This window comes from Chryseobacterium lathyri (genome assembly GCF_030812195.1).
Lineage (GTDB): Bacteria > Bacteroidota > Bacteroidia > Flavobacteriales > Weeksellaceae > Chryseobacterium > Chryseobacterium lathyri_A.
The window spans coordinates 1,705,914-1,727,841 of record NZ_JAUSSF010000001.1 but is presented as its reverse complement, the minus strand read 5'-3'; the positions used below and the strand labels follow the sequence as shown (position 1 = coordinate 1,727,841).

23 protein-coding genes are annotated in these 21,928 nt (G+C 36.8%); 16 read left to right on the top strand and 7 right to left on the bottom strand.

The features are described 5' to 3' along the window. Positions 1–15: 15 nt before the first annotated feature. From J2T03_RS07735 to J2T03_RS07700, 8 genes are all read left to right on the top strand, one after another. A complete protein-coding gene (locus J2T03_RS07735; RefSeq protein ID WP_306844376.1) occupies positions 16–1,377 on the top strand; it encodes a DUF5458 family protein in 1,362 nt (453 codons plus the stop codon). Between the two features lie 64 nt (positions 1,378–1,441). Next, a complete protein-coding gene (locus J2T03_RS07730) occupies positions 1,442–1,915 on the top strand; it encodes a hypothetical protein (protein ID WP_306844378.1) in 474 nt (157 codons plus the stop codon). A 112-nt stretch (positions 1,916–2,027) separates the two neighbouring features. Continuing rightward, the gene (gene mutY, locus J2T03_RS07725) at positions 2,028–3,062 is read left to right on the top strand and encodes an A/G-specific adenine glycosylase (protein WP_307210441.1); all 1,035 of its coding nucleotides are present in this window, start codon (positions 2,028–2,030) and stop codon (positions 3,060–3,062) included. A 44-nt stretch (positions 3,063–3,106) separates the two neighbouring features. Continuing rightward, positions 3,107–3,667 carry a gliding motility lipoprotein GldD gene (gldD, locus tag J2T03_RS07720; RefSeq protein ID WP_307210438.1) on the top strand — a complete coding sequence of 187 codons (561 nt, stop codon included), beginning with the start codon at positions 3,107–3,109 and terminating at the stop codon, positions 3,665–3,667. 23 nt (positions 3,668–3,690) lie between these two features. Beyond that, the gene (locus J2T03_RS07715; protein WP_306844383.1) at positions 3,691–4,614 is read left to right on the top strand and encodes a PfkB family carbohydrate kinase; all 924 of its coding nucleotides are present in this window, start codon (positions 3,691–3,693) and stop codon (positions 4,612–4,614) included. Positions 4,615–4,701: 87 nt separating this feature from the next. Beyond that, the gene (locus tag J2T03_RS07710) at positions 4,702–6,066 is read left to right on the top strand and encodes a peptidylprolyl isomerase (protein ID WP_307210435.1); all 1,365 of its coding nucleotides are present in this window, start codon (positions 4,702–4,704) and stop codon (positions 6,064–6,066) included. 135 nt (positions 6,067–6,201) lie between these two features. Next, positions 6,202–7,146 carry an NAD(P)H-dependent flavin oxidoreductase gene (locus J2T03_RS07705; protein ID WP_307210432.1) on the top strand — a complete coding sequence of 315 codons (945 nt, stop codon included), beginning with the start codon at positions 6,202–6,204 and terminating at the stop codon, positions 7,144–7,146. Between the two features lie 11 nt (positions 7,147–7,157). Continuing rightward, positions 7,158–7,925: an alpha/beta fold hydrolase gene (locus tag J2T03_RS07700; RefSeq protein ID WP_307210429.1), complete on the top strand. Its 768-nt coding sequence runs from the start codon at positions 7,158–7,160 to the stop codon at positions 7,923–7,925. Between the two features lie 560 nt (positions 7,926–8,485). Here J2T03_RS07700 and J2T03_RS07695 read toward each other — a convergent pair. Then, a complete protein-coding gene (locus J2T03_RS07695; protein WP_307210426.1) occupies positions 8,486–9,103 on the bottom strand; it encodes an HD domain-containing protein in 618 nt (205 codons plus the stop codon). Positions 9,104–9,128: 25 nt separating this feature from the next. Beyond that, positions 9,129–9,428, bottom strand: a complete 300-nt coding sequence (locus tag J2T03_RS07690; RefSeq protein ID WP_306844393.1) for a rhodanese-like domain-containing protein — start codon at positions 9,426–9,428, stop codon at positions 9,129–9,131. Between the two features lie 160 nt (positions 9,429–9,588). Here J2T03_RS07690 and queG point away from each other — a divergent pair, with 160 nt between their 5' ends. The 3 genes from queG (at position 9,589) to J2T03_RS07675 (ending at position 12,232) form a co-directional block, all read left to right on the top strand. After that, the gene (gene queG / locus J2T03_RS07685) at positions 9,589–10,542 is read left to right on the top strand and encodes a tRNA epoxyqueuosine(34) reductase QueG (protein WP_307210423.1); all 954 of its coding nucleotides are present in this window, start codon (positions 9,589–9,591) and stop codon (positions 10,540–10,542) included. A 358-nt stretch (positions 10,543–10,900) separates the two neighbouring features. Next, positions 10,901–11,578 carry a TIGR02117 family protein gene (locus tag J2T03_RS07680; RefSeq protein WP_373426890.1) on the top strand — a complete coding sequence of 226 codons (678 nt, stop codon included), beginning with the start codon at positions 10,901–10,903 and terminating at the stop codon, positions 11,576–11,578. A gap of 6 nt (positions 11,579–11,584) precedes the next feature. Further along, positions 11,585–12,232: a murein L,D-transpeptidase catalytic domain-containing protein gene (locus tag J2T03_RS07675; RefSeq protein WP_307210419.1), complete on the top strand. Its 648-nt coding sequence runs from the start codon at positions 11,585–11,587 to the stop codon at positions 12,230–12,232. Between the two features lie 119 nt (positions 12,233–12,351). On the opposite strand, the gene J2T03_RS07670 is transcribed toward J2T03_RS07675, so the two are convergent. Next, positions 12,352–13,347, bottom strand: a complete 996-nt coding sequence (locus tag J2T03_RS07670) for a hypothetical protein (protein WP_307210417.1) — start codon at positions 13,345–13,347, stop codon at positions 12,352–12,354. A 366-nt stretch (positions 13,348–13,713) separates the two neighbouring features. Between J2T03_RS07670 and J2T03_RS07665 the strand changes: the two genes are divergently transcribed. Then, positions 13,714–14,172, top strand: coding sequence for an SRPBCC family protein (locus J2T03_RS07665; RefSeq protein ID WP_307210416.1), 459 nt, complete (start codon positions 13,714–13,716; stop codon positions 14,170–14,172). A gap of 86 nt (positions 14,173–14,258) precedes the next feature. Here the strand turns inward: J2T03_RS07665 and J2T03_RS07660 are convergent, their stop codons facing one another. Beyond that, positions 14,259–14,687 (bottom strand): cold-shock protein, encoded by a 429-nt coding sequence (locus J2T03_RS07660; RefSeq protein WP_306844403.1) that lies wholly within the window; start codon positions 14,685–14,687, stop codon positions 14,259–14,261. Positions 14,688–15,399: 712 nt separating this feature from the next. Between J2T03_RS07660 and J2T03_RS07655 the strand changes: the two genes are divergently transcribed. From J2T03_RS07655 to J2T03_RS07645, 3 genes are all read left to right on the top strand, one after another. Next, positions 15,400–15,783 (top strand): DoxX family protein, encoded by a 384-nt coding sequence (locus J2T03_RS07655; RefSeq protein ID WP_306844405.1) that lies wholly within the window; start codon positions 15,400–15,402, stop codon positions 15,781–15,783. An 80-nt stretch (positions 15,784–15,863) separates the two neighbouring features. Then, positions 15,864–16,934: a sensor histidine kinase gene (locus tag J2T03_RS07650; RefSeq protein ID WP_306844407.1), complete on the top strand. Its 1,071-nt coding sequence runs from the start codon at positions 15,864–15,866 to the stop codon at positions 16,932–16,934. Then, on the top strand, positions 16,915–17,616 hold the full coding sequence (locus J2T03_RS07645; protein WP_307210414.1) for a LytR/AlgR family response regulator transcription factor: 702 nt from the start codon (positions 16,915–16,917) through the stop codon (positions 17,614–17,616). The genes J2T03_RS07650 and J2T03_RS07645 overlap by 20 nt, the downstream gene beginning before the upstream one ends. A 286-nt stretch (positions 17,617–17,902) precedes the next feature. Here J2T03_RS07645 and lgt read toward each other — a convergent pair whose 3' ends face one another. The 3 genes from lgt to J2T03_RS07630 form a co-directional block, all read right to left on the bottom strand. Beyond that, a complete protein-coding gene (gene lgt / locus J2T03_RS07640) occupies positions 17,903–18,739 on the bottom strand; it encodes a prolipoprotein diacylglyceryl transferase (protein WP_306844411.1) in 837 nt (278 codons plus the stop codon). A gap of 291 nt (positions 18,740–19,030) precedes the next feature. Beyond that, the gene (locus J2T03_RS07635) at positions 19,031–19,225 is read right to left on the bottom strand and encodes a cold-shock protein (RefSeq protein WP_034741125.1); all 195 of its coding nucleotides are present in this window, start codon (positions 19,223–19,225) and stop codon (positions 19,031–19,033) included. A gap of 87 nt (positions 19,226–19,312) precedes the next feature. Next, positions 19,313–20,437 carry a DEAD/DEAH box helicase gene (locus J2T03_RS07630; RefSeq protein ID WP_307211086.1) on the bottom strand — a complete coding sequence of 375 codons (1,125 nt, stop codon included), beginning with the start codon at positions 20,435–20,437 and terminating at the stop codon, positions 19,313–19,315. A gap of 518 nt (positions 20,438–20,955) precedes the next feature. On the opposite strand from J2T03_RS07630, the gene J2T03_RS07625 reads away from it, so the two are divergent. After that, positions 20,956–21,903: a beta-1,6-N-acetylglucosaminyltransferase gene (locus J2T03_RS07625; RefSeq protein ID WP_306844414.1), complete on the top strand. Its 948-nt coding sequence runs from the start codon at positions 20,956–20,958 to the stop codon at positions 21,901–21,903. Positions 21,904–21,928: the final 25 nt, after the last annotated feature.

Sequence of the window (21,928 nt, the reverse complement as noted above, 5' to 3'; positions counted from 1 at the left end):
ACACTAAATCAAATCATGGATAGCAAATTACAGGCACAAGAAAGCCAACAGCAGGGTCAGCAACAACACTCAGGGCAGCCGAAAGGCAACCCGCTTGCAGAGCTTAATAAAATAGGAGGTTTTGGCTTTGTTGAATCCGTTGTAGACGGTATCGCCAATATGAACCCGACAAGAAAAGCCAGAAAAGAAATTTTCCTGACAGACAACAATAAATCAGACGAAAGAAAAGAGCTCCTTCAAAAAATAAACCTTTGGGTGAGTCTTTTGGAAGGAAACGAATCTGCAGATCAAATGGCAGACACCTGCAAAACCAAAGCGCAGGCTGCAGACCAGAATTTAAAGACCAATCTGAAAAATACACTTGATGCAGTACGTCTGTTGGAAACCAATTACAGAACCGTAGCCCAGTTCTATAAAAATACAGAGTTGGATAAAGTGGATAACGTAAGCATCGTTAATGCAAGCCTTGAGCAGGTTTCAGATCTGGATAATCCTTTGTTCATCGATGCTATTTCCGAAGAATTCAAAAACTATTACGACCGTTTAGATCTTAGAGATAACTATTCTATCCTGGCAATTCCCGGATATTTAGGTTCCAATAAAGTCATTGAAAAATGGGCAAAGATCTGTAACGAAAACAAAGTAATGATGGTAACTGACTTCGCCAACCTGGATAAGCCGGATGACGTAGTAGACTTATTCCACTCTGCAAACCTTACCGGTGGCGAGCTTCACAGAAGTAACGTTATTATGACATGCAACTGGCTTGTAGGTAGAGGAAAAGCTGAAGAAGTAGGAGAAGAGGAGAATGTAGAACTTCCGCCTTCCACTTCACTGGCTGGAAAAATCCACAAAACTTTAATGTCTCAGGTGGCAGCAGGTAAAAAGCATGGTAATATCAATGAAGTAGATGCCGTAAAATTCGAATTGAAGAAAAGTGAAATTTCTCAGTTAGAAAAAATGGGTCTTGTTCCAATGGTGAACGAATATGGTAAGATCATGGCATTCTCTGCAAAAACACTGTTTACAGGAGATAATATTGGTCTTCAGACCTATTCAGTAGTTCGTGTATTCGACTATGTAACTAAAGTTTTACTGGACTTCCTGAACAGAAGAGCTTTTGAAAATTGGAATGCCAAGAATGAAGACGATTTGAGAAGACAGATCGTAACATTCCTTGATAACATCAAAGGACCGGACAAATTGATTGAAAAATTCAAAATTGTTCGTTTCGAGCAGGACAGAGTTAATAAAGACAGAGTATGGCTGGATATCCGTATGACCCCTTATTTTCCTACAAAAAGTTTCGTTATTAAACTGGACGGACACAAAGGAGATGATGGCAATGAATGGGATGCACAATATACTCAGGAATAATAACAACCCAATTTTAAATAACAAAACCGATGCATTTTACATCGGTTTTTTACTGCCAATTCATATGAAAACTAATGTGATCAAAAATAGTTTAAGCTTCTTTCTTCCTGTATTCCTGCTGATTGTATTATCAGGGTGTGAAAAAAAATATCAGGCACCGGATCATTATGCTGTGGATCTTTTTAAAGATGAACGGCAGCAGGGAAAAGCTTATATCATGAATGAAGAAGAGTGCTTTGACGGCAGCGAGCTGGTTATTGCAAGCTCCAATGTCAAACTTGCGGACAGTTCGAAAGGTAGAGGAAAAACATTCTTTCTTTATAAAGTAAGATCCGGAAAAGTATTGAAAACAATAAGAGATTCAGTGATGGATTATCCGTTCATGTTTCTTTCTGATCAAAAACTGAAACTTAAACCAGATTCAGTCTACCTTTACCTGAAAAAGCTTGAAGGCTACCGGTTTATTGCTGCAGAAAGAAATCTAAAATATCAATGGCTGAAAGCAGCTCCCGTATACTCTGTTAAAAAGGATAAATAATTTTATCTTTGCAGGACGGAAATTTTATCTGTTACATTTATAATCAATAGAATAATTATAAAATAGTTGCAGCTAAAAACTCCTTCAAATCATTTTTAAACAGCAACGGTTTTTGGAAAAAGATAATAAAAGTTCAGAATTTCGTCATATTGGAAATAAATTACTGAACTGGTACAGTAAAAATGCAAGAGATCTGCCTTTCAGACAGACAAAAGATCCTTATAAAATCTGGATCTGCGAAATTGTTTTTCAGCAGACAAGGATCAGCCAGGGACTCAATCATTACAATAACTTCATTAAAAGATTTCCGGATGTAAAGACCTTGGCTGATGCGGAAGAAAATGAAGTGCTGCTCTATTGGAAAGGACTCGGGTATTATTCAAGGGCCATTAATATCCATAAGGCTTCACAACAGATCATGAACGATTATCATGGTATTTTCCCCGCAGATTATGAAGAAATTTTAAAATTAAAAGGAGTAGGGAAGTACACTGCGGCGGCGGTATCTAGCATCTGCTTTGGTGGTAAAACGCCGGCTGTAGACGGTAATTTTTACAGAGTTTTGAGCCGTATTTTTGCGGACGATTTTGATATTTCCAATTCAAGAGCCTTTGCTTATTTCTCCCAGCTTGCGGCATTGGTGATGCCCGAAAATGTAGGCGATTTTAACCAGGCTATGATGGACCTCGGGTCAGAAATCTGTAAGCCTAAAAATCCTCTCTGTGGTGAATGTCCTGTAAATGATGACTGTCTTGCGTTTTCCATGCAAAAAATATCAGATTATCCTGTAAAAACAAAAAAGACCAAAACAGAAGATCTTGCCCTGAAATATTATTTTGTGCACAGAAACGGACAGTTCCTGATCCGGCAGAGAAAAGACGATTTCATCTGGAAAAAATTATTTGAATTTCCACCGGTAATTTCTGCAGAACTGGAACCCTTTATCAGGAATGTAAAAACCATCGCCCATAAGCTTACCCATAAGAATCTCACCATTGAAATTTCAAGTGTTGAGGTTGATTCAGAAGTGGTTTGGAATAGTTTTATAGCCGAAAATCAGTACATCATTACAGACTTTGAAGCGTCTCATGATAAATCTTTTCCCAAGCCTTTGGAAAACTACATCCAAAACTCACTGAAAGACTGAAATTTGTCCCCCAAAATCTAAAATCTAATTTGTACTTTTGCAAAATGATAAAAAACGTCATTTTTATTTTTGTATCACTGCTTTTAATTTCATGCGGAAAGGATCATGTTCCAAAACCTTACGGAGAACTTCGTCTCGAGTATCCGGCGCCGAAATATCAGAAGTTTGAGAATAACTGTGCCTATACTTTCGAATATTCAGACTTTGCATCGATTTCTGATGCTAAAAAGCCGTGTTGGTATTATATCAATTACCCCAAAATGAAGGCCAAGATCTTTGTGACCTACTATCCGATACAGAATGACTTTGCCGATCATATCAAAGAAGCTGAAAAAATGGTCTATGAGCATACCATTAAAGCAAGTTCCATAGAAACCAAATCATTCGAATATCCGGGAAAAAAAGTATACGGAAATTTCTATGAACTGAAGGGACAGAGCGCTTCCAATCTTCAATTTTACATTACAGACAGCACAAAACATTTTGTGACTGCTTACTTATACTTTAATACAAGGCCGAAACCTGATTCTTTGGCCCCGGCAGTGAACTATATCAAAAATGATATGAAACACCTGCTCGACACTTTTGAATGGAAAAATAATTGACTTTAAAATACATTGAAAAATATATGAAACTTTTAGTTGTAGGAAGCGTTGCATTTGATGCAATCGAAACGCCATTTGGTAAAACTGATAAAATCTTAGGAGGTGCAGCTACTTATATTAGCATCACTTCATCTGTTTTAGGCGTTAAATCTGGTATTGTTTCCGTTGTCGGAGGAGATTTCCCACAGGAACACCTTGATATGTTCACAGACAGAGATATAAATATTGAAGGAATTGAGATTGTAAAAGAAGGAAAAACATTCTTCTGGTCCGGGAAATATCATAATGATCTGAATACCAGAGATACTTTGGCTACAGAAGTGAATGTTTTGGAGAACTTTGATCCGAAAATTCCGGATTCTATGCAGGATGCAGAGATTCTTCTGCTTGGGAACCTACACCCTGGCGTTCAGCTGTCCGTATTGGAAAAAATGAACAAGCGTCCAAAACTTGTTATTCTTGATACCATGAACTTCTGGATGGATTCAGCATGGGATATTCTGATGGATATGATTGCTAAAACAGATGTTATTACCATCAATGATGAAGAGGCAAGACAGCTTTCAGGAGAATATTCTTTAGTAAAAGCTGCTAAAAAGATCCATACCATGGGCCCTGACTATGTAATCATTAAAAAAGGAGAGCACGGAGCTTTACTTTTCCACGACAATAAAGTATTCGCTATTCCTGCGCTTCCGCTGGAAGAGGTTTTCGATCCAACCGGAGCCGGAGACACTTTTGCAGGTGGTTTTGCAGCTTATCTTGCTAAAAAAGGGAAGTTTGATTTCGAGACCATGAAGTCTGCTTTGATCGTAGGTTCAGCTATGGCTTCCTTCACTGTTGAGAAATTCGGAACAGAAAGAATTCAGGAAGTAAATGAAGCGGATATGTTCAGCAGATTGAGACAATTCAAAGAATTAACGACATTCGATGTCGAACTGCAATAAATAAGTCTTTTTAAGAAATATTTATAATAAAAAATTTAGACTAATTCGTTAAGTATTCTAAATTTGCAACTTGTTTAAAATAGTAAAATGACAAATAAACTAAAAATCACTTTTCTTCTTGGGATTTTCATGATGATATTCTCTTCAAACATGAATGCTCAGCTAAAACCCGGAGAATTAGTGGATGGTATTGCTGCTGTTATCGGGGATGAAATTGTATTGGAATCGGATGTGAATGAGCAGATGAACTATGCCAAACAACAGGGAGCCTCTGAAACTGACAAATGTGACTTCCTTGAAAACCTCATCAGCAACAAGCTTCTTGTATACGAAGCTAAAAAGGATACATTAATTGAAAACCGTTCTGCTGCCATTAAAGAGCAGGCCAATGCAAAATACCGTCAATTGCTTTCCCAGTTTCCGGACGAAAAAACAATGCTTGCAGCCTATAAGTTCAGAAATGGGTATGAAATGAAAAACGCTATTGAAAAGATTGATGTAGACCAATACTACGGACAGGCAAAATATCAGCGTATCACAGAAAAGGCGGACGTAACTCCAAATGAGGTTACAGACTTCTATAACCTGTACAAAATGCAGCTTCCAGAAGTAAAGGATGAGATCTCTTTAGCGCAGATCATGGTATATCCTAAACTTACAGAAGCACATAAAGAGGACCTTATCAAAAGATTAAATAAAATCAAGCAGGATATTGCTGCCGGAGAAACTTTTGAAAGCCAGGCAAGAATTTACTCTGAAGACGAGGGATCTGCTGCGAATGGTGGACTTTATAAAAATATATCCAAAGGCCAGATGGTAAAGCCGTTTGAAGCAGCTGCACTGAACCTTCAGGAAAATGAGATTTCGGAACCTATTGAATCTGAGTTCGGATACCATATTATACAGTTGATCAAAAAATCAGGGAAAGTATATGATGCAAGACACATCCTTTTAAAAGCTACCCCTACTGACGATGAGATGAAAACAGCAAAAGCAAGATTAGACAGTATCAAAGGTCTTATTATTGCCGGAAAAATAACATTTAAGGATGCTGCATTTAAATTTTCAGAAGATAAAAAAACGAAATTCAACGCAGGAATTATTTCAGGGGCAGACGGTTCTGATAAAATTGAAAGAGAAAGTATTCCCGGATCTATCACTTATGAATTGGCAGGTTTGAACAAAGGAGATATTACCAACCCTTTTGAAGATGAAGACAATAAGAGAAAAGTAATAAAGATCATCAAATTAGAAGATGTTATTCCTGCCCACCAGATCACACTGGAAACAGATTATAACAGAATCAAGCAGATGGCGCTCAATAAAAAGCGTAATGAAATGATTGAGAAGTTTGTTAACTCTAAACTGCCGACAACCTTTATATCAATTGACGGACGTTATGATACCTGTAAATTCAAAGCCAACTGGAAAAAAGAATCGATCAAAAAATAAATACAAAGCCTTCAGAATTTCTGAAGGTTTTTTTATACCGAAAAGTCAAGATATTTCCTTTAGAAACCACGTTTTTTATTATTTTTACGCATGAGCAATTTTATAGATTTCAATTCAGCAAAAAAGCTTCAGGAAATGAAGACAGATCAAAATAGAATTACAGAGCTTTTTAATATACAATATCCTATTATTCAGGCAGGAATGATCTGGCATTCAGGATGGAGATTGGCTTCGGCAGTTTCCAACTGTGGCGGGTTAGGCATCATAGGAGCGGGAAGCATGTACCCTGATATCCTGAGAGAAAATATTCAGAAATGTAAATTGGCTACAGATAAGCCTTTTGGCGTTAATGTGCCTATGCTGTATCCCAACCTTGAAGAGATCATTCAGATCATTCTGGAAGAGGGTGTAAAGATTGTTTTTACTTCAGCTGGAAATCCTAAAACCTATACAGAGACCCTTCAAAAAGAAGGAATAAAAGTTGCCCACGTTGTTTCATCTACCAAATTTGCTGTAAAATGCGAAGAAGCAGGAGTAGATGCTGTGGTGGCCGAAGGCTTTGAGGCAGGAGGGCATAACGGAAGAGACGAGACCACGACTTTCTGTCTGATTCCGAACGTAAAGAGACATATTTCCAAACCATTGATTGCTGCAGGAGGAATTGCACTGGGGTCCCAGATGAAAGCTGCCATGATCCTTGGTGCAGACGGTGTACAGATTGGTTCCCGGTTCGCTGCTACCGTCGAGGCAAGTGCCCATGAAAGCTGGAAAAAGAAAATTACAGAACTGAATGAAGGCGATACTCATCTTACTTTGAAAGAGCTGGCACCTGTAAGGATGGTGAAAAACAAATTTTTTGATGAGCTTGAAGAAATCTACCAGTCAGGAAGAGATAAAGAAGCTTTAATAGCTTCATTGGGACGTGCAAGAGCAAAACGAGGAATGTTTGAAGGAGATATGGAAGACGGAGAGCTGGAAATAGGGCAGGTTTCTGCTTTAATCAATGATATATTGCCGGTAGAAACTGTTTTCAGGAATTTATTGAAAGAGTTTGAAGATGCAAAAGTGCCAAGTTTATAGAATCTTAATGAATGGAAGAAAGAATAATTGAAGTAAGAAATCAGAAACTTTATATAACATACAACAATGCATTCGAGGGGAAACCTTTTATCATTTTCCTTCACGATTCCTTAGGCTGTACCCAACTTTGGCGAGATTTACCCACCAAAATATCTGAAATTACAACCTGCAATGTTCTGGTGTATGACAGATTGGGTTATGGAAAATCCGGACCAATGCTTACTTATGAAAGGCCGGTTAATTATATGGAACTTGAAGCAGATCTGTTGAACGATTTGCTGACAGAGCTTAATATAAAAAATGCTGTTCTATTCGGACACAGTGACGGTGGGACAATTGCGCTGATCACTGCTGCTAAATATCCGGAAAAAATACAGGCTGTAATCTGTGAAGCAGGTCACATTTTTGTAGAAGATGCTACATTAAAGGGTGTTTATGACGCTTGGGAAGCATACAAGACAACCAATCTTGCCGAACGTCTTGCCAAATATCATGGAGACAAGGTAGAAATGCTTTTCAGGGCCTGGACAGAAACCTGGACCCGTGAATACTTTAGAAGCTGGAATATTGAATATCTTTTAAAAGACATTCAATGCCCCTTACTTTTCATTCAAGGGGATGCTGACGAATATGGTACTCTGGAGCAGGTGGAAAAAACAGTTTCTCAGGTAAGTGGCCTGGCAGAGAAATATATCATTCCGGGAATTGGGCATACGCCGCATAAAGACGTTCCGGAACTTGTTTTGAGTAAGGTATCAGAATTTATAGAAAAAATATAACTGTAAGCATAATCAGTAATAAGAGCATCTTGTGTTACAAGGTGCTTTTTTATATTCAATCAGGTAATTAAACAATATCTGAATTTAAATTGACTTTCTATATTTCCTGTACAAATAATTTTCCATGTGTATAAAAATATACATATTTCGACAGGTCTGAATTTATTTTCAACTGTTTTTGAGGTAGCTTGTATATTAATATATGTACACGTTTTAACGAAAATAAAAAATTGAATAATTTAATTCCGGATAAATTTTAAATCCATTATTTTAAAATTATTAACCTTTTTAATTTTGATTTTCCTGAATATTAAGGCTGGTTCCGTTCTGCTTTTCAATAAAAAAATTACATAAAGATTACAAATAAAATCACATATTCGTGATATTTTATTTCTATTTTTAAATATCAAACAGCGATACAGAAGTTTCAGAAAATAAAATTTGATAAAAGAATCCCTAACAAGGAAATTCAGAATTTCCCCTTTGTTATTAGGATGGATGAGTTGTGTTTGAATGAATGGTTTAATGTTGGAGATACGGCAAAGCCGCATCTCCTTTATTTATAACAGCTGAATTTCTGCTGCGATGTTTTCTCTTGCCTGCTGCTCATATTTGCCCCTGAAATGTTCCGTTTTGAAAATATTTTCAAGTTCCAGGAAATGTTTCAATACCTTTTTTCTCCCCGGTTTGTAGAGAAGATCGGGATATAAAGCATATTCTTTTCTGATTTTCCGGGTATAATCAAAATAGGTCGCAGAGTCTTTTCCCAGAATAGAAAGATCTGCATCCAGAAGATAATCCGTATCCGGAGCATTTGATTTTTCATGAGATTTTGTTGCTAAAATCTGAGCTTCTATCTTTGAAATCATATCTTTATCTATACTCATTTTTTGAAGCTGTTCAACAGCGTATGAGGCACTTTTCTCTTCATTGTATTTTGAAGATGCATCATAAATAACATCGTGGTAAAAAACAGAGAACGAAATGATACTATAATTTTGAATATGTTCTTTGACACTTTCCAGTTCCAGAAACATATTTTCCAGATGCATAAGATTATGATAATGCCTGCTTTTTCCGGAATATTTTTTTTCAATTTCCTGCCACAGATTTTGAATAAGAACAGGGTCTGCTGTAAAATGAAGGCAAAGATCTGAGAATTTTTCTTTCAGGTTCATGGATCAAGATATAAAAAAAGGAACTTTAAAAAGTTCCTTGATTTGCTTCCAATACGGCTTTCAGTTCAGCCCAGCCTCCGCCGTTATAACCGTTCTTCAGGCCTTGACCATTAAGATATTCTAATGCTTTTCCGCTTCTGTTACCACTTCTGCAGAATAAAATCACAGGTTTTTCGATAGACAAGATTTCTTCTTTCCTGTCTTCTACTTCACCAAGAGGAATATTTTTGGCTCCGTCTATATTTCCGTCCATCTCAAGCTCCATTGGCTCACGAACATCAATTAATTCATAATTCCCAGACTGTATAACTTCTATTAAAGACATAATTATGTAATTTAGATTAAAAATAAGAACGAAAATACGCAATTTTTTCCTGAAAAAACTCTTTATCAAAACTTAAATTTTTCCAAAAATGCTTAAAACTTAAGGTTTATCCACTTCTTCAAGAGACGCAGGATTCATAAATTAATCTTAATTTTGCAGAATGGAAATCCTGAATTCCGGTGCCGAAAAACATTCCCAACTTATCAAATCCAAAGCAGAACATTTTGGGTTTCAAAGCTGTGGTATTTCGAAAGCAGGATTTTTAGAAGAAGATGCTCCGAATCTTGAAAAATGGCTTCAAAATAATTTCCATGGTGAAATGAAGTATATGGAGAACCATTTCGACAAAAGGTTGGATCCCAGGCTACTTGTGGAAGGTTCAAAGTCTGTTATTTCACTCTCCTACAATTATTTTCCAAAAGAAGAGATTTCGGCGCTGGAAAATTACAAGATCTCAAAGTATGCTTATGCAGAGGATTACCACGAAGTCGTAAAAGAAATTCTCCGTGAGATGGTTTCAGAACTGCAGGAGGAGATCGGAGAGTTCGGGTTCCGGGTTTTTGTGGATTCTGCACCCGTTCTGGAAAGAAGCTGGGCGAGAAAGTCAGGAATTGGATGGGTAGGAAAAAATGCCAATCTCATTACAAAGCAGAGTGGTTCCTTTTATTTTCTGGCTGAAATTATCTGTGATCTTGAATTAATTCCGGATCATGCCACTGCAGACCATTGTGGGACCTGCAGGAAATGTATTGATGCCTGTCCTACAGATGCTATAGTTTCAGAAAAGATCATCGACGGAAGCCGTTGCATCTCTTATGCAACTATAGAGCTTAAAAACGAAATTCCCGATCATTTTAAAGACAAAATGGAAGATTGGATGTTCGGATGCGATATCTGCCAGGATGTATGTCCCTGGAACAGATTTTCTTCACCCAATCTTCAGAGCAGGTTTGTCCCGAATGAATCTCTTAAAAATTTTAAAAAAGAAGAGTGGAGAGAAATTACCCAGGAAATATTCTCTGAAATCTTCAGGAAATCTCCTGTAAAGAGAACCAAATTTGCAGGTCTGAAACGAAATATTGAATTTTTAGAACGTTCTTCAGATAAGGTTTAGGATAAATTTTTGGTGACAAATCCTTATTTGGAATTCTGATGTTCCAAAGATGAGGAAGATAAATGACCATTCCTTAAGCTGTCAGTCTCAAGGAGGTTAAAGATTTAATTCAGTAAGAATCTCTGAAAAACTTTTCCTAAAAGAAAAATTGACTTTCAGGAGACGAATGTCCCACAGAAAATCAACGTTTTTTTTGTATTCTTTTTGGAGCTGTTTTTACCCGTACTTTAAATCTTTTTTGTGATTTTGTATTTTTACGCATATTTGTGAATATTTCGTAACTAAATTTAATCATTTTTTCGATTAAAACAAATACTTTTACAGAAAATTGAGGATTAAATTTTATTAAAACATGAGTGTGAAAATTGTATTAGTGTATCTCCTGAAAATCCTAGGAATTATTTTGGGAATTGTTGCTCTGTATGTTATCCTGGGACTTTTGCTGCCGCTTATAGAGATTTCTGCGGATAATGATGGACAGACGAAAGATATCCCGATTTATATTTATACCAACGGTGTGCATACAGATATTGTAATGCCTGTAAAAAATGATTTTCAGGATTGGGGAGCAAAAGTTCCGTTTTCCAATACAAGATCAAAAAGCACAGATTACAACTATATAGGAATTGGGTGGGGTGATAAAGGTTTTTATCTGGATACCCCGACATGGGCTGATTTGAAGTTCTCTACTGCATTTAAAGCTGCATTCTGGCTCAGTGATTCCGCCATGCACTGTTCCTATTACAAAACCATGAAAGAAGGCGAAGACTGCAAAATGATCATGATCAGCAGTGATCAATACAGGAATCTCGTGAGATTTATAGAAGATAAATTCGACAGGGATCAGAATGGAAATTTTATCCTGATTCCTACTAATGCTGTTTATGATGTCAACGATGCCTTTTATGATGCCAAAGGAAAATACAGTTTCCTGAATACCTGCAATACCTGGGCAAACGATGCACTGAAAGCTGCGGGACAGAAAGCTGCGTTATGGACACCTTCCGATTTTGGAATTTTCAGACATTATAAATAATTTTTAATGAAGATTTTTGCCGTACTTCTTGCTGTACACCTTGTATTTTCATGTACTAACGAATCTAAAGGAAATCGTCCCGTTGTAGCAGATTCTTCCGTTAAAGAAGAGGACAGGCCCGAAGCGGATCTTTCCAAAATTACAGTTAAAGCCGAAGAAGCTTTGAAATTCTGTGTTTCAAAAAAACTAAATACAGATTTTTGTATTCTGATTGATATGAGCCTTCATTCGGGGATTAAAAGGTTTTTTGTCTGGGATTTTAAAACGAAATCGGTTGTCAAAAGATATCTTGTGGGGCATGGCTGTGGGGCAAATCCCTGGAGTGCTGATGGCTCAAAAGACAATCCGCAGTTCAGCAATGAAGACGGAAGCCATCTTTCATCTTTAGGGAAGTATAAGTTGCAGGGAAGAGGTCACAGCGAATGGGGAATTCATGTAAAGTATCTCATGCATGGTCTGGAAGAAACGAACAGCAACGCTTTGAAAAGATTCATCGTTTTTCATTCGTGGGATCAGATGAATGATAATGAAGTTTTCCCAAAAGGTTCTCCAGAGGGCTGGGGCTGTCCCACGGTTTCCAACAATGCCATGAAAGAAATGGATCCTATGATCCAAAAATCTAGGAAACCTGTTCTAATGTGGATCTATGAGTAATGTTTTAGGAAATTATTTTATTGAGAATAGGAAAAGAGCCGAAAGGGAATTCGGCTCCTGTGCTTTTCATCTTTTTCGTTTTGTGTTTTTAGAATTTCATATAAAGAATCTTATTTGCACTAATATTTAGAATATTCAGCAGTATAGTACAAGTTGGAATATATGCCGTTTGCAATATTATTACTTAAAGTTATCGTGAATCCTGGAGCAGAAGTAACATCAACAGACATTGTTCCACCTGCAGGATTGCTTGTCGTGCAAATATTAGTTCCGAATCCTCCTATACCACTACAAGCTAATACTTGGTTTTGCTTCACCAATATCCCCGTAATAGCAGCCTTCCCCTGTGCATTAAATAAAGATACGGTTACACTTTTTAAATAAGGATACCCGGCAGGTGCTAGTGTTGCCGGAACAGTCTGTACTTGATGCCAATGAGCTCCAAGGATTTCTCCTCTCACAACAATGGCGGTACTTTCTGATGCTGGAACCTTAACCACATTACCATTTGAATCCACTCCTATTTGATCAATCCCAGGAGATCCTACAGGAACATTTCGTACACGAAGATCTCCATTAATATCTAATTTTCTAGTGGGTGCATTTATTCCAATTCCCACATCTCCTGAAGAAGTAATCCGAAGTCGTTCCAAGTATCCCCCACCAAGAGAATTTCCCATATAAAAGTCTTCAGCTGTGCTTGTACGTATACTTCCAATTCCCCAATTTGCACCTCCTGATGTCGGACCATTATTTGTAAAACCTAGAAGGGAAAAATTTCCGGTGGCCAATGGAGCTGTATTTCTTAATGCCATAATGGTAAGGTTATTACCACCAGCCGGAGCATCAATTAAAGTATACCTGTTTAAATTAGCCGTGGTGCTCACTATATGCATCTTAGTGGTAGGAACGGTAATACCTACACCTAAGTCTCCGGTGTTGGTTACAACCATATCATTAGCCTGCTGAATAACGGAAGGGATTCCTGTAGCCGGATTATCCTTAGCCCCATCAATGTGAAAAGTACCTTGAGGATTTGGTGTATTGATTCCGACCTGAGAGAATAGAAACAATGAACTAGACATTGCTAATAGAATAATAAATTTGTTTTTCATTTATTGTGTTTAAAATTAAATTTTTGCAAACTTATTGCATTCATCTTTTTTTACGGGAAAAACCAAGTGTTACATAGATGCCACATGTTTTAATTGGTTGATTTATAGTATAAAAAAGGCATATTTGTCTTTGCTTACGAATCTTAATCGTATTAAACACGATATTCAGTATTGATATTCTCTTGAAAATGTAATATACTTGAATTATAAAATTTTTAGGGATAAGGTTAAATGTATTGATCAATTTTATCTCAAAAGCCAGAATGTTTTAATTGTCCTCGTATTTATTTCATGAAATTTGTACTGTAGAATTTTAAAAGGCTGATGTACAGCATTACTACAATAAATACATTTAAACCAAATATAATGAAACACCGCCTTGTCCGAGAACAGCAGCTCAGCTCCAGTATAGAAACAGCCTGGAATTTTTTTTCCTCCGCCAATAATCTTTCCGAAATCACCCCGAAAGACATGAGTTTTATTGTATTAACTGCAATGGAAAATGATGAAATTTATGAAGGAATGCTCATCGATTATTATGTTTCGCCAGTGTTGGGAATCAAGATGAAATGGCAGACAGAGATCATTAAGGTGGATTTTCAAAAAAGTTTTATAGATTTCCAGAAGAAAGGACCTTATAAATTATGGCACCATCATCATGAATTCATTCCCAATGAAAAAGGAGTGCTCATGAAAGATACGGTGGATTATGAGCTTCCAATGGGATTTTTGGGTGAAATAGCCCATATGCTTTTCGTTAAAAAGAAACTGGAACATATATTCGACTACCGGTATGCTGTACTGGAGAAAATGTTCAATAAATAAAGGTTGTAAATATATAATAAAAGCCGCTTTGTATAGCGGCTTTATTTATTGTCTCACGGATCTGCATTAAGAAGCAGCCCCGTTATTTATTTAACCAATTGGATATTAACTGCTGAGAATCCTTTCGGGGATTTTTCTTTCTCGAAAGATACCTTGTTTCCCTTTTTTACAGGGTGTGCACAGCTGTTGTTGTGAAAGAAAACGTTTTCCTTGCTGTTGTCTTCTGTAATGAAGCCATAGCCTTTCTCACTGTGGAAAGTAATGATTCCCGTCTTTCTGATGTCTTCTGCAATAATAGGAGCTGCACCAAGCTGGATCTCATCAATGTTTATTTCCTGTCTTTCTCTGTCTTCAGGAGGTGTAGACGTAAGTCTTCCGAATTCATCTACATACATGAAAACATCTTCTGCACCTTTGTTGTTGTTCGTCTTACGATCTTCGCGTCTCAGCGCTTTTTCTTTTTGCTTTTGAATTTTTTTCTTGAAATTTTCTTTTTTAGAAAAAGAGTCTGCCATAAATTATTCTAGTATTTAATTTTAAATTGTATGTTGTTAACCTGATCTGCACAGTACTTGTAAAGTTGCAGTCATCCGTTTATTCTTCTTTATAAACCTGAATGGCGAAAGCGGCTTGCTTTTAGCTATTCATCAATGAAAGAAGTGGTTTTAAAAAATGAGGCATCTGAAAAGCGGGAACTGAAAAGAAAGAATTTCTATACTATAACAGAGGGCAAAGGCAGCGGCCTATTAATTAATATACAAATGTACGATAATAAACTGAATAAACCTATTTTAAATCATTGATTATCAAAAATGTATTTTCCATTAATAAAGTGCAGTATTCCATTTCTTTACTCTGCTTATAATAAAAAAATCCTCAGCGTACTGAGGATTGTGGAAAATAATATATTATAAAAATGAAGTGGTGTATAATATAATTCAGTTCATAAGGCAGCAAATGCTGTGCCTAAAACTCACGTATTTTGGATTTTTTTTACACAGAAGTTGATTTTTAGGGCTTTTTCGAGGTGTATCCGGCTGATAGGTAGCGGAATATATCCTCGATGTGATATGTCAAAAAATATAAATTTTTAATTTCAGCTCATATTTTGCCATCATGGGCAGAGAGAATCCGGAATTTATTACGGCGCTCATCTTTGATATACGTTTGCAGGACTTTGATATACGGGGACTGCCATTCTTTTTTGTGATTCTTTAATTTAGATTCATGAAAAATAACTTCTTTCTCCGTTCGGCTTTGTCAGTTATTTTGCTGATGCACAGTGTGGTATCTATTTTCAGTGGGGATGTCAATGATTTCGGACGTCTTTATCTTGATACCGTAGGTTTCAGCCCTTTCGGTCTTTATCTGGCGTGGGCTGTTAAGCTTATCCATCTTTTCTCGGTATTTCTGATCTGGTCAGACCGGTATGTAAAGGCAGTTTCTGTCTGTCATATATTCATCCTGGTTTTCGGAATTTATTTTGTCCATTGGCAAAATGGATGGTATGTTGTAGGCGGCGGCACCAATGGAATTGAATTCAATATTCTTTTAATTTGTTGTTTTTTGCAGCTTATTTTTACCGGAAAGAAAGGAAGCGGCAGTTCATAGACAATTACTGTAGATTAGTCGTTATATTTTTATTTTCCACTGAAAGATGGTATTTTGCATAGTAAATCCTATTACACTCGATGCCAGGCAGAAAATCAAAATTATATGTCCATCTGCTTTTTTGGATACTGTATTATATTCTGGAAGTTTACCTGGACTTTTACTGGTCAAGGTATCAGTTTCCTGATGCAGAATGGCAGATAAGGCTTCAGAATACTGTTATTCTGGAACTCGGATATCTTCTGGTTAAAATTCCGCTGGCTTATGCTCTTCTGTATATGTACGAAAGATCCGACATCAAAAGATTTCTTACCTGTATTCTCTCTGTCATTATTTTTGTTGTCGCGGTCCTTGCTCACAGATTTTTTACCCATTACATCATTTATCCCCATATTTACGGAATTGTTGAAACATTGGATGGAAAACAGCCTTCAGGATTTATCAACGGGCTTGTGGCTTTTAATTCCTTTATGGATCTGATCTTTATGGCAGGCCTTATATTCGGCATTGAAATTACCAGGCAAAAAAACCTGTTGAAAGAACAGATCTCAAAGCTGAAATCAGAAAAGCTGGATCAGGAGCTTACCATGCTGAAAGCCCAGATCAATCCCCATTTTTTGTTCAATACACTGAATAATATTTACGGAATGGCCCTTAAAAAAGCTGATGAAACACCTGATGTAATCTTACAGCTTTCCAAAGTGATGCGGTATAATATTTATGAGGCGGCCGAACGGTATATCTCCATAGATAAAGATGTAGAAAATATCAAGGATTTCCTCCAGATCCAGAAGATCCGGCACCATGACCTTGTGATTCGTTTTAATGAGAATATTGATAATCCTTCCCAGGAAATATCACCGCTTATTTTGATTCAATTTGTTGAAAACGCTTTTAAACATGGTGTTTCAGAAACCTTTGGACAAAGCTTTATTCATATAGATATTCAGCTTAATAACGGCGTTCTTCATTATCATATTGAAAATTCAAAAGAAGAAAAACCCCATGGAAATTCTACAAAAATAGGACTGAAAAATATCCGCAGACAGCTTGAACTGCTTTATCCAAAGCATATTCTCACCGTTGAAACCACCAATGAACGGTATATCGTAACCTTAATTATTGACCTCAATGACCCATTCCGCTTCTAAAAAGTACAGCTGCATTATCGTAGAGGACGAACCGATAGCCGCAGAAATCCTGGAGAATTTTGTTTTAAAGGATGAAGATCTTCATCTGGTGGCAAAGTGTTCCGATGCTGTTTATGCCGGAAGTCTTTTAAACAGACATGATATCGATCTGATGTTTCTGGACCTTCATCTTCCGGTTGTAAAAGGCTTTGATTTCCTGAAAAAACTGAAAAATCCACCTCTTGTTATCGTGACTACCGCTTATCACCAATATGCAGTAGAAGGCTATGAGCTTGATATTGTGGATTATCTGATGAAGCCTATTCCTTACGACAGGTTTACCAAAGCGGTTGAAAAATTTAAATACCTGATGAATGCAGAGGAAGCTTTATTGGAGGCAGCGGACCGCGAACATATTTTTATCAGCAGTGGGAAAAAGCAAATTAAAATTGTTCTTCATGACATTTTTTTTATTGAAAGCCTTCGGGAATATATTCACATTCACACCAAAGCGGGAACGATCACGGTGAAAATGCCGATTAGCAGGATCGAGGAAAGCCTGGATCCTAAAATATTCGTGAGGATTCACAAATCTTACATTATTTCGAAACCTAAAATTGAAGTACGCTCTGCCAGCATGATGCAGGTGATGGGCAAAAAACTTCCGATTGGCAGGACTTATAAGCCGTTTATTGGATTGTAGGACTTCATAGACCAGAAGACTTATTTGATAGCTGTTTCTTTTATTTTTCTTCAATTTTAAGCAACTTTGAACTGTTAAATAAATCGCAGGAACTTACAGCAGTAAATACAGAAGGTTTGAAAGAGGAAATGACCGATTACAGTAATTAGAATATATGTGGATGTTAGTATTCCGAGGAATACGGATTGGCTTAATCATCTTAAGCCAATTTTTATTTGATATAAGCAATCTAAAAAAAACTCCGGTATCAAAATTGATATCGGAGTTTTTTTGCTATATTTTGGGACTATGAAACTTTTATTTCTCTTTTGTCCCAGATACTTTTAATAATAAAGAACAGTCCTAAAAACAGAAACGGGATGCTTAAAATTTGCCCCATATTCAGGCTCATTCCCTTTTCAAAATCAACCTGATCCACTTTTATAAATTCTACAAAGAACCTGACAATAAAGATCAATAGAGTAGTGAGGCCAAAGTAAAAACCTTTTCCAACCTTAAAGGTGTTTTTGGTATAAATAAAATACACCACAAGGAAGACCATCAGATAACAGATTGCCTCATACAGCTGGGCAGGATGTCTCGGAATATTGTCTATCTGTCTGAATATAAATGCCCATGGCGCATTAGACGGTGTTCCTATAATTTCAGAGTTCATGAGATTGCCTAATCTGATAAACGCTCCGGCCAGAGGAGTGGCAATAGCAATTACATCCAGAACGGTCATAAACTTAATGGAGAACTTTCTGGCGTACACCAGAAGCATAATAATAAGTCCGATTCCGCCGCCGTGGCTTGCCAGTCCTGCGTATCCTGAAAAATGGTAGGCTCCGTCAGTCCCTTTTTGGATGGGCAGGAATATTTCAATAGGATGCTGGGAATAATAATCGAAATCGTAAAAAAAGCAGTGCCCTAATCTTGCACCTACTAAAATCCCTATGAAAGCATAAGAAAAAAGGGCTTCATGGGCCTGCTGGCTTAGATTTTCTTTTTTATAGATGGTTTTTAGGATGGTGTAGCACAGAATAAGTCCGGCCAGAAACAGCATCCCATAATATTTAAGGGGGAATCCGGCAATATTGAAGATTTCAGGACTTACATCCCAGTTAACGTACAGTAAATTCATTGATGATGGTTGTAGAATTATTTTTAGGGGACAAATATAGCAGGATATAGCCGTTTTTAAGGAACATAAGCTAAACTTTAGGATATTTTTGGGAAATATATCATGTTTTACAGAGAGAAAGAATAAGCTTTTAATATGAATTTAAGCAGAGATTCTTTAACTGAAGATACAGATTTATTCAAATTTATTCAAACAAAAAACCTCTCACATCAAGTAAGAGGTTTGGAACGGACATCGAATGAAAGGTATTGCTACTTATCAGTCAATGTTCGTTTAAACGTTATATTCAAATTATGCTAACTTTACGTTAACTGCATTTAAACCTTTATCGCTTTTTTGTACTTCGAAAACTACTTTATCGTTTTCACGGATAGATCTTGTATCTAATCCTGAAGAGTGTACAAAAATGTCTTTACCTCCGTCTGCTGGAGAAATAAATCCGAAGCCTTTTGCTTCATTGAAAAATTTTACGGTGCCTTCTTGCATTGTAATAGTATTAAAAATTGTTGTATTAATTATCTTGCGGACTATTTTCTAAAACTTATCAGAAAAGTTGTCCATTTATTTTGTGATTTAATGAATATATTGAAATTTTTCTACGGGCATTATAAATCCTATCAGCTTCTGAATATTGGTTAAGTCAGAACGTTCTCCTTCGTCACAGAAAGAAACGGCGGTTCCTTGGATTCCTGCTCTTCCGGTCCTTCCGATACGGTGAACATAAATTTCAGGTACATCCGGAAGTTCATAATTGACCACATAAGGAAGCTCCTCAATATCAATTCCTCTTGCTGCAATATCGGTGGCGACCAGAACACGGATTTTACTGTTTCTGAAATCTTCCACGGCCTGCTGTCTTGCCATCTGAGACTTGTTTCCATGGATGGCTGCTGCAAAAATTCCTGTACGTTCCAATTGTTTCACCAATCTGTCGGCACCCTGTTTGGTACGTGTAAAAACCAGTGAGCGTAAAATAGATACATCCTGCAGTATATTGATAAGCAGATCAGTTTTCTTAGTCTTTTCAACGAAGTAAACGGACTGGTTAATGGTATGCATTGGTGATGGAGCAGGATTTACTGTGATTTCTATAGGGTTCTTTAGCATGGCATCTGCAAATTTTTGGACGTCCGGCGGCAGGGTTGCGGAAAAAAATAAGGTTTGTCTTTTTTGTGAAACTAGTTTCAGGATCTTCTTTACATCGTCTGCAAATCCCATATCAAGCATTCTGTCAGCTTCATCCAGGACTAGTATTTCAATTTTAGAGAGATCAATATATCTTTGGCTTACCAGATCCAGCAGTCTTTCGGGAGTTGCAATGAGGATATCCACTCTTTTTCTCAGAGCAGCCAGTTGGCTTCCTGATAATACACCTCCAAAGATGGAAAGCTGCGACAGTGGTAAATATTTGCTGTAAACCTTAAAGCTTTCTTCCAGCTGCAGGACCAATTCCCGGGTTGGCGTTAAGATTAAAGTCCGTATTTCTTTATGATCTGGTGTATTTCTTTTTAATAACTGGAGAATAGGCATGGCATAGGCTGCTGTTTTTCCAGTGCCGGAGTGGGCATGTCCTATAATGTCCCTTCCTGCTAAAATGTGGGGAACAGCAATGTACTGTATCTCTGTAGGTTTGGAATATCCGGCTTCTGTAACGGCACGGACTATAGGGTTTATTAAATTTAAATTTCTAAAACTCATCATATTCTACCGGACATCCGGTTCTGAGTGGCCAAATCGGTTAAGATCTGAATTGTTGTCTTGTATCAAAATAATGAATATCAATCCTGATAAGCACTATCTTTAATTATTATTTTACTTTGCGTTAACTTTGGCAATAAATTCAGTTGGAATATATTAGCTGAGCTTTGCAATATCATATCGTTCTCATTCTCAGAGTAGGGTTTTATAAATCCATACTGTGCTGAGCTTTATAACTACTTTTAACCTGAAAACCGAGGAAGCAGTATTAAAAATTATTAAAAAATAAATTTTAATTGGGCAGCTGAAAAAGCAAAACTGAAAGAGAAAAATGAAGATTTTAAACTATTACAGAGTAGCAAAAGGCAGAGGCCTGTTTTTATAAATGCTTTGCAAAAATACAATAAAGAAACTGAATAATAGTTAGTTTAAATAATTGATTATCAAAAAATTATTCGTAGATTTCGCACGTTAACTGAATTGTTTGCACCCAGCGGATGATTTTTAAATCCGTACTTATGCAGATTTCTGTTCCTACAACCAGCCCCCAACCTCAAACTTTAGAGTCACACTCTGATCGACATGTGAGAATTGCTTACTTCATTATGATACACCATAAGCCGGAGGTCTTTAAGGCTATGTTTCAGAAAATTTATACGAGAGACCAGTTTTATCTTATTCATATCGACCGGAAAACCAAAGAGGAGATAACCGATGAGATCCAGACCTATCTCGTAAAGTTTCCGAACGTCTATATTTTGGAAAGTATCAATATTGTTTCTGGGGGATTCAGTATGATCCAGGCTGAACTTGATGCTATGGAATTTCTGCTTAATGTCAGCCAGGAATGGGATTATTTTGTTAATTTAAGTGGTGAAGATTATCCTTTGAAGTCGCAGAACATCATCAGGAAATTTCTTACAGCCAACAACGGAAGGAATTATCTTTTCTATTATGATCAGAAATTTTACCGTCCGGATACCCTTCAGAGAATACAGAATCATTTTACAGAACTGTCTTATAAGATTTCGTCCCTCATGTATAAAAGGGAATTTATGAAAGGTGTTACCCCCTACATAGGTGGGAAGTGGGTTATTTTTACCAGGGATACCTGCGCTTTTCTTGCCAATAATAAAAGGGTAATGAATTTTGAAGATTATTATCTCCATACATTTCTGCCTGCGGAGTCATTTTTTCAGACTGTTCTTATGAATACTTCTTTTAACGATCTTATTGTAAATGATGATAAAAGAGCTGTCATTGAAAAATCGATATTCGGTAAGAAGCAGACATCAGATGAGCTTATTCTTTTTTTAAAAGCTACCAATCACCTTTTCATCAGGAAAATAAATGAGAAAACAGAAGAAGAAGTTCTGAAATATATTGCAGAAAGCTATGATCTTCCTTTACCGAATGTAGATGAAGTAGAAAGAGAGCTGAAGATAGATAGAAGGCAGGATAATTAGCTTCTGTATTTACTCAGAATATTAA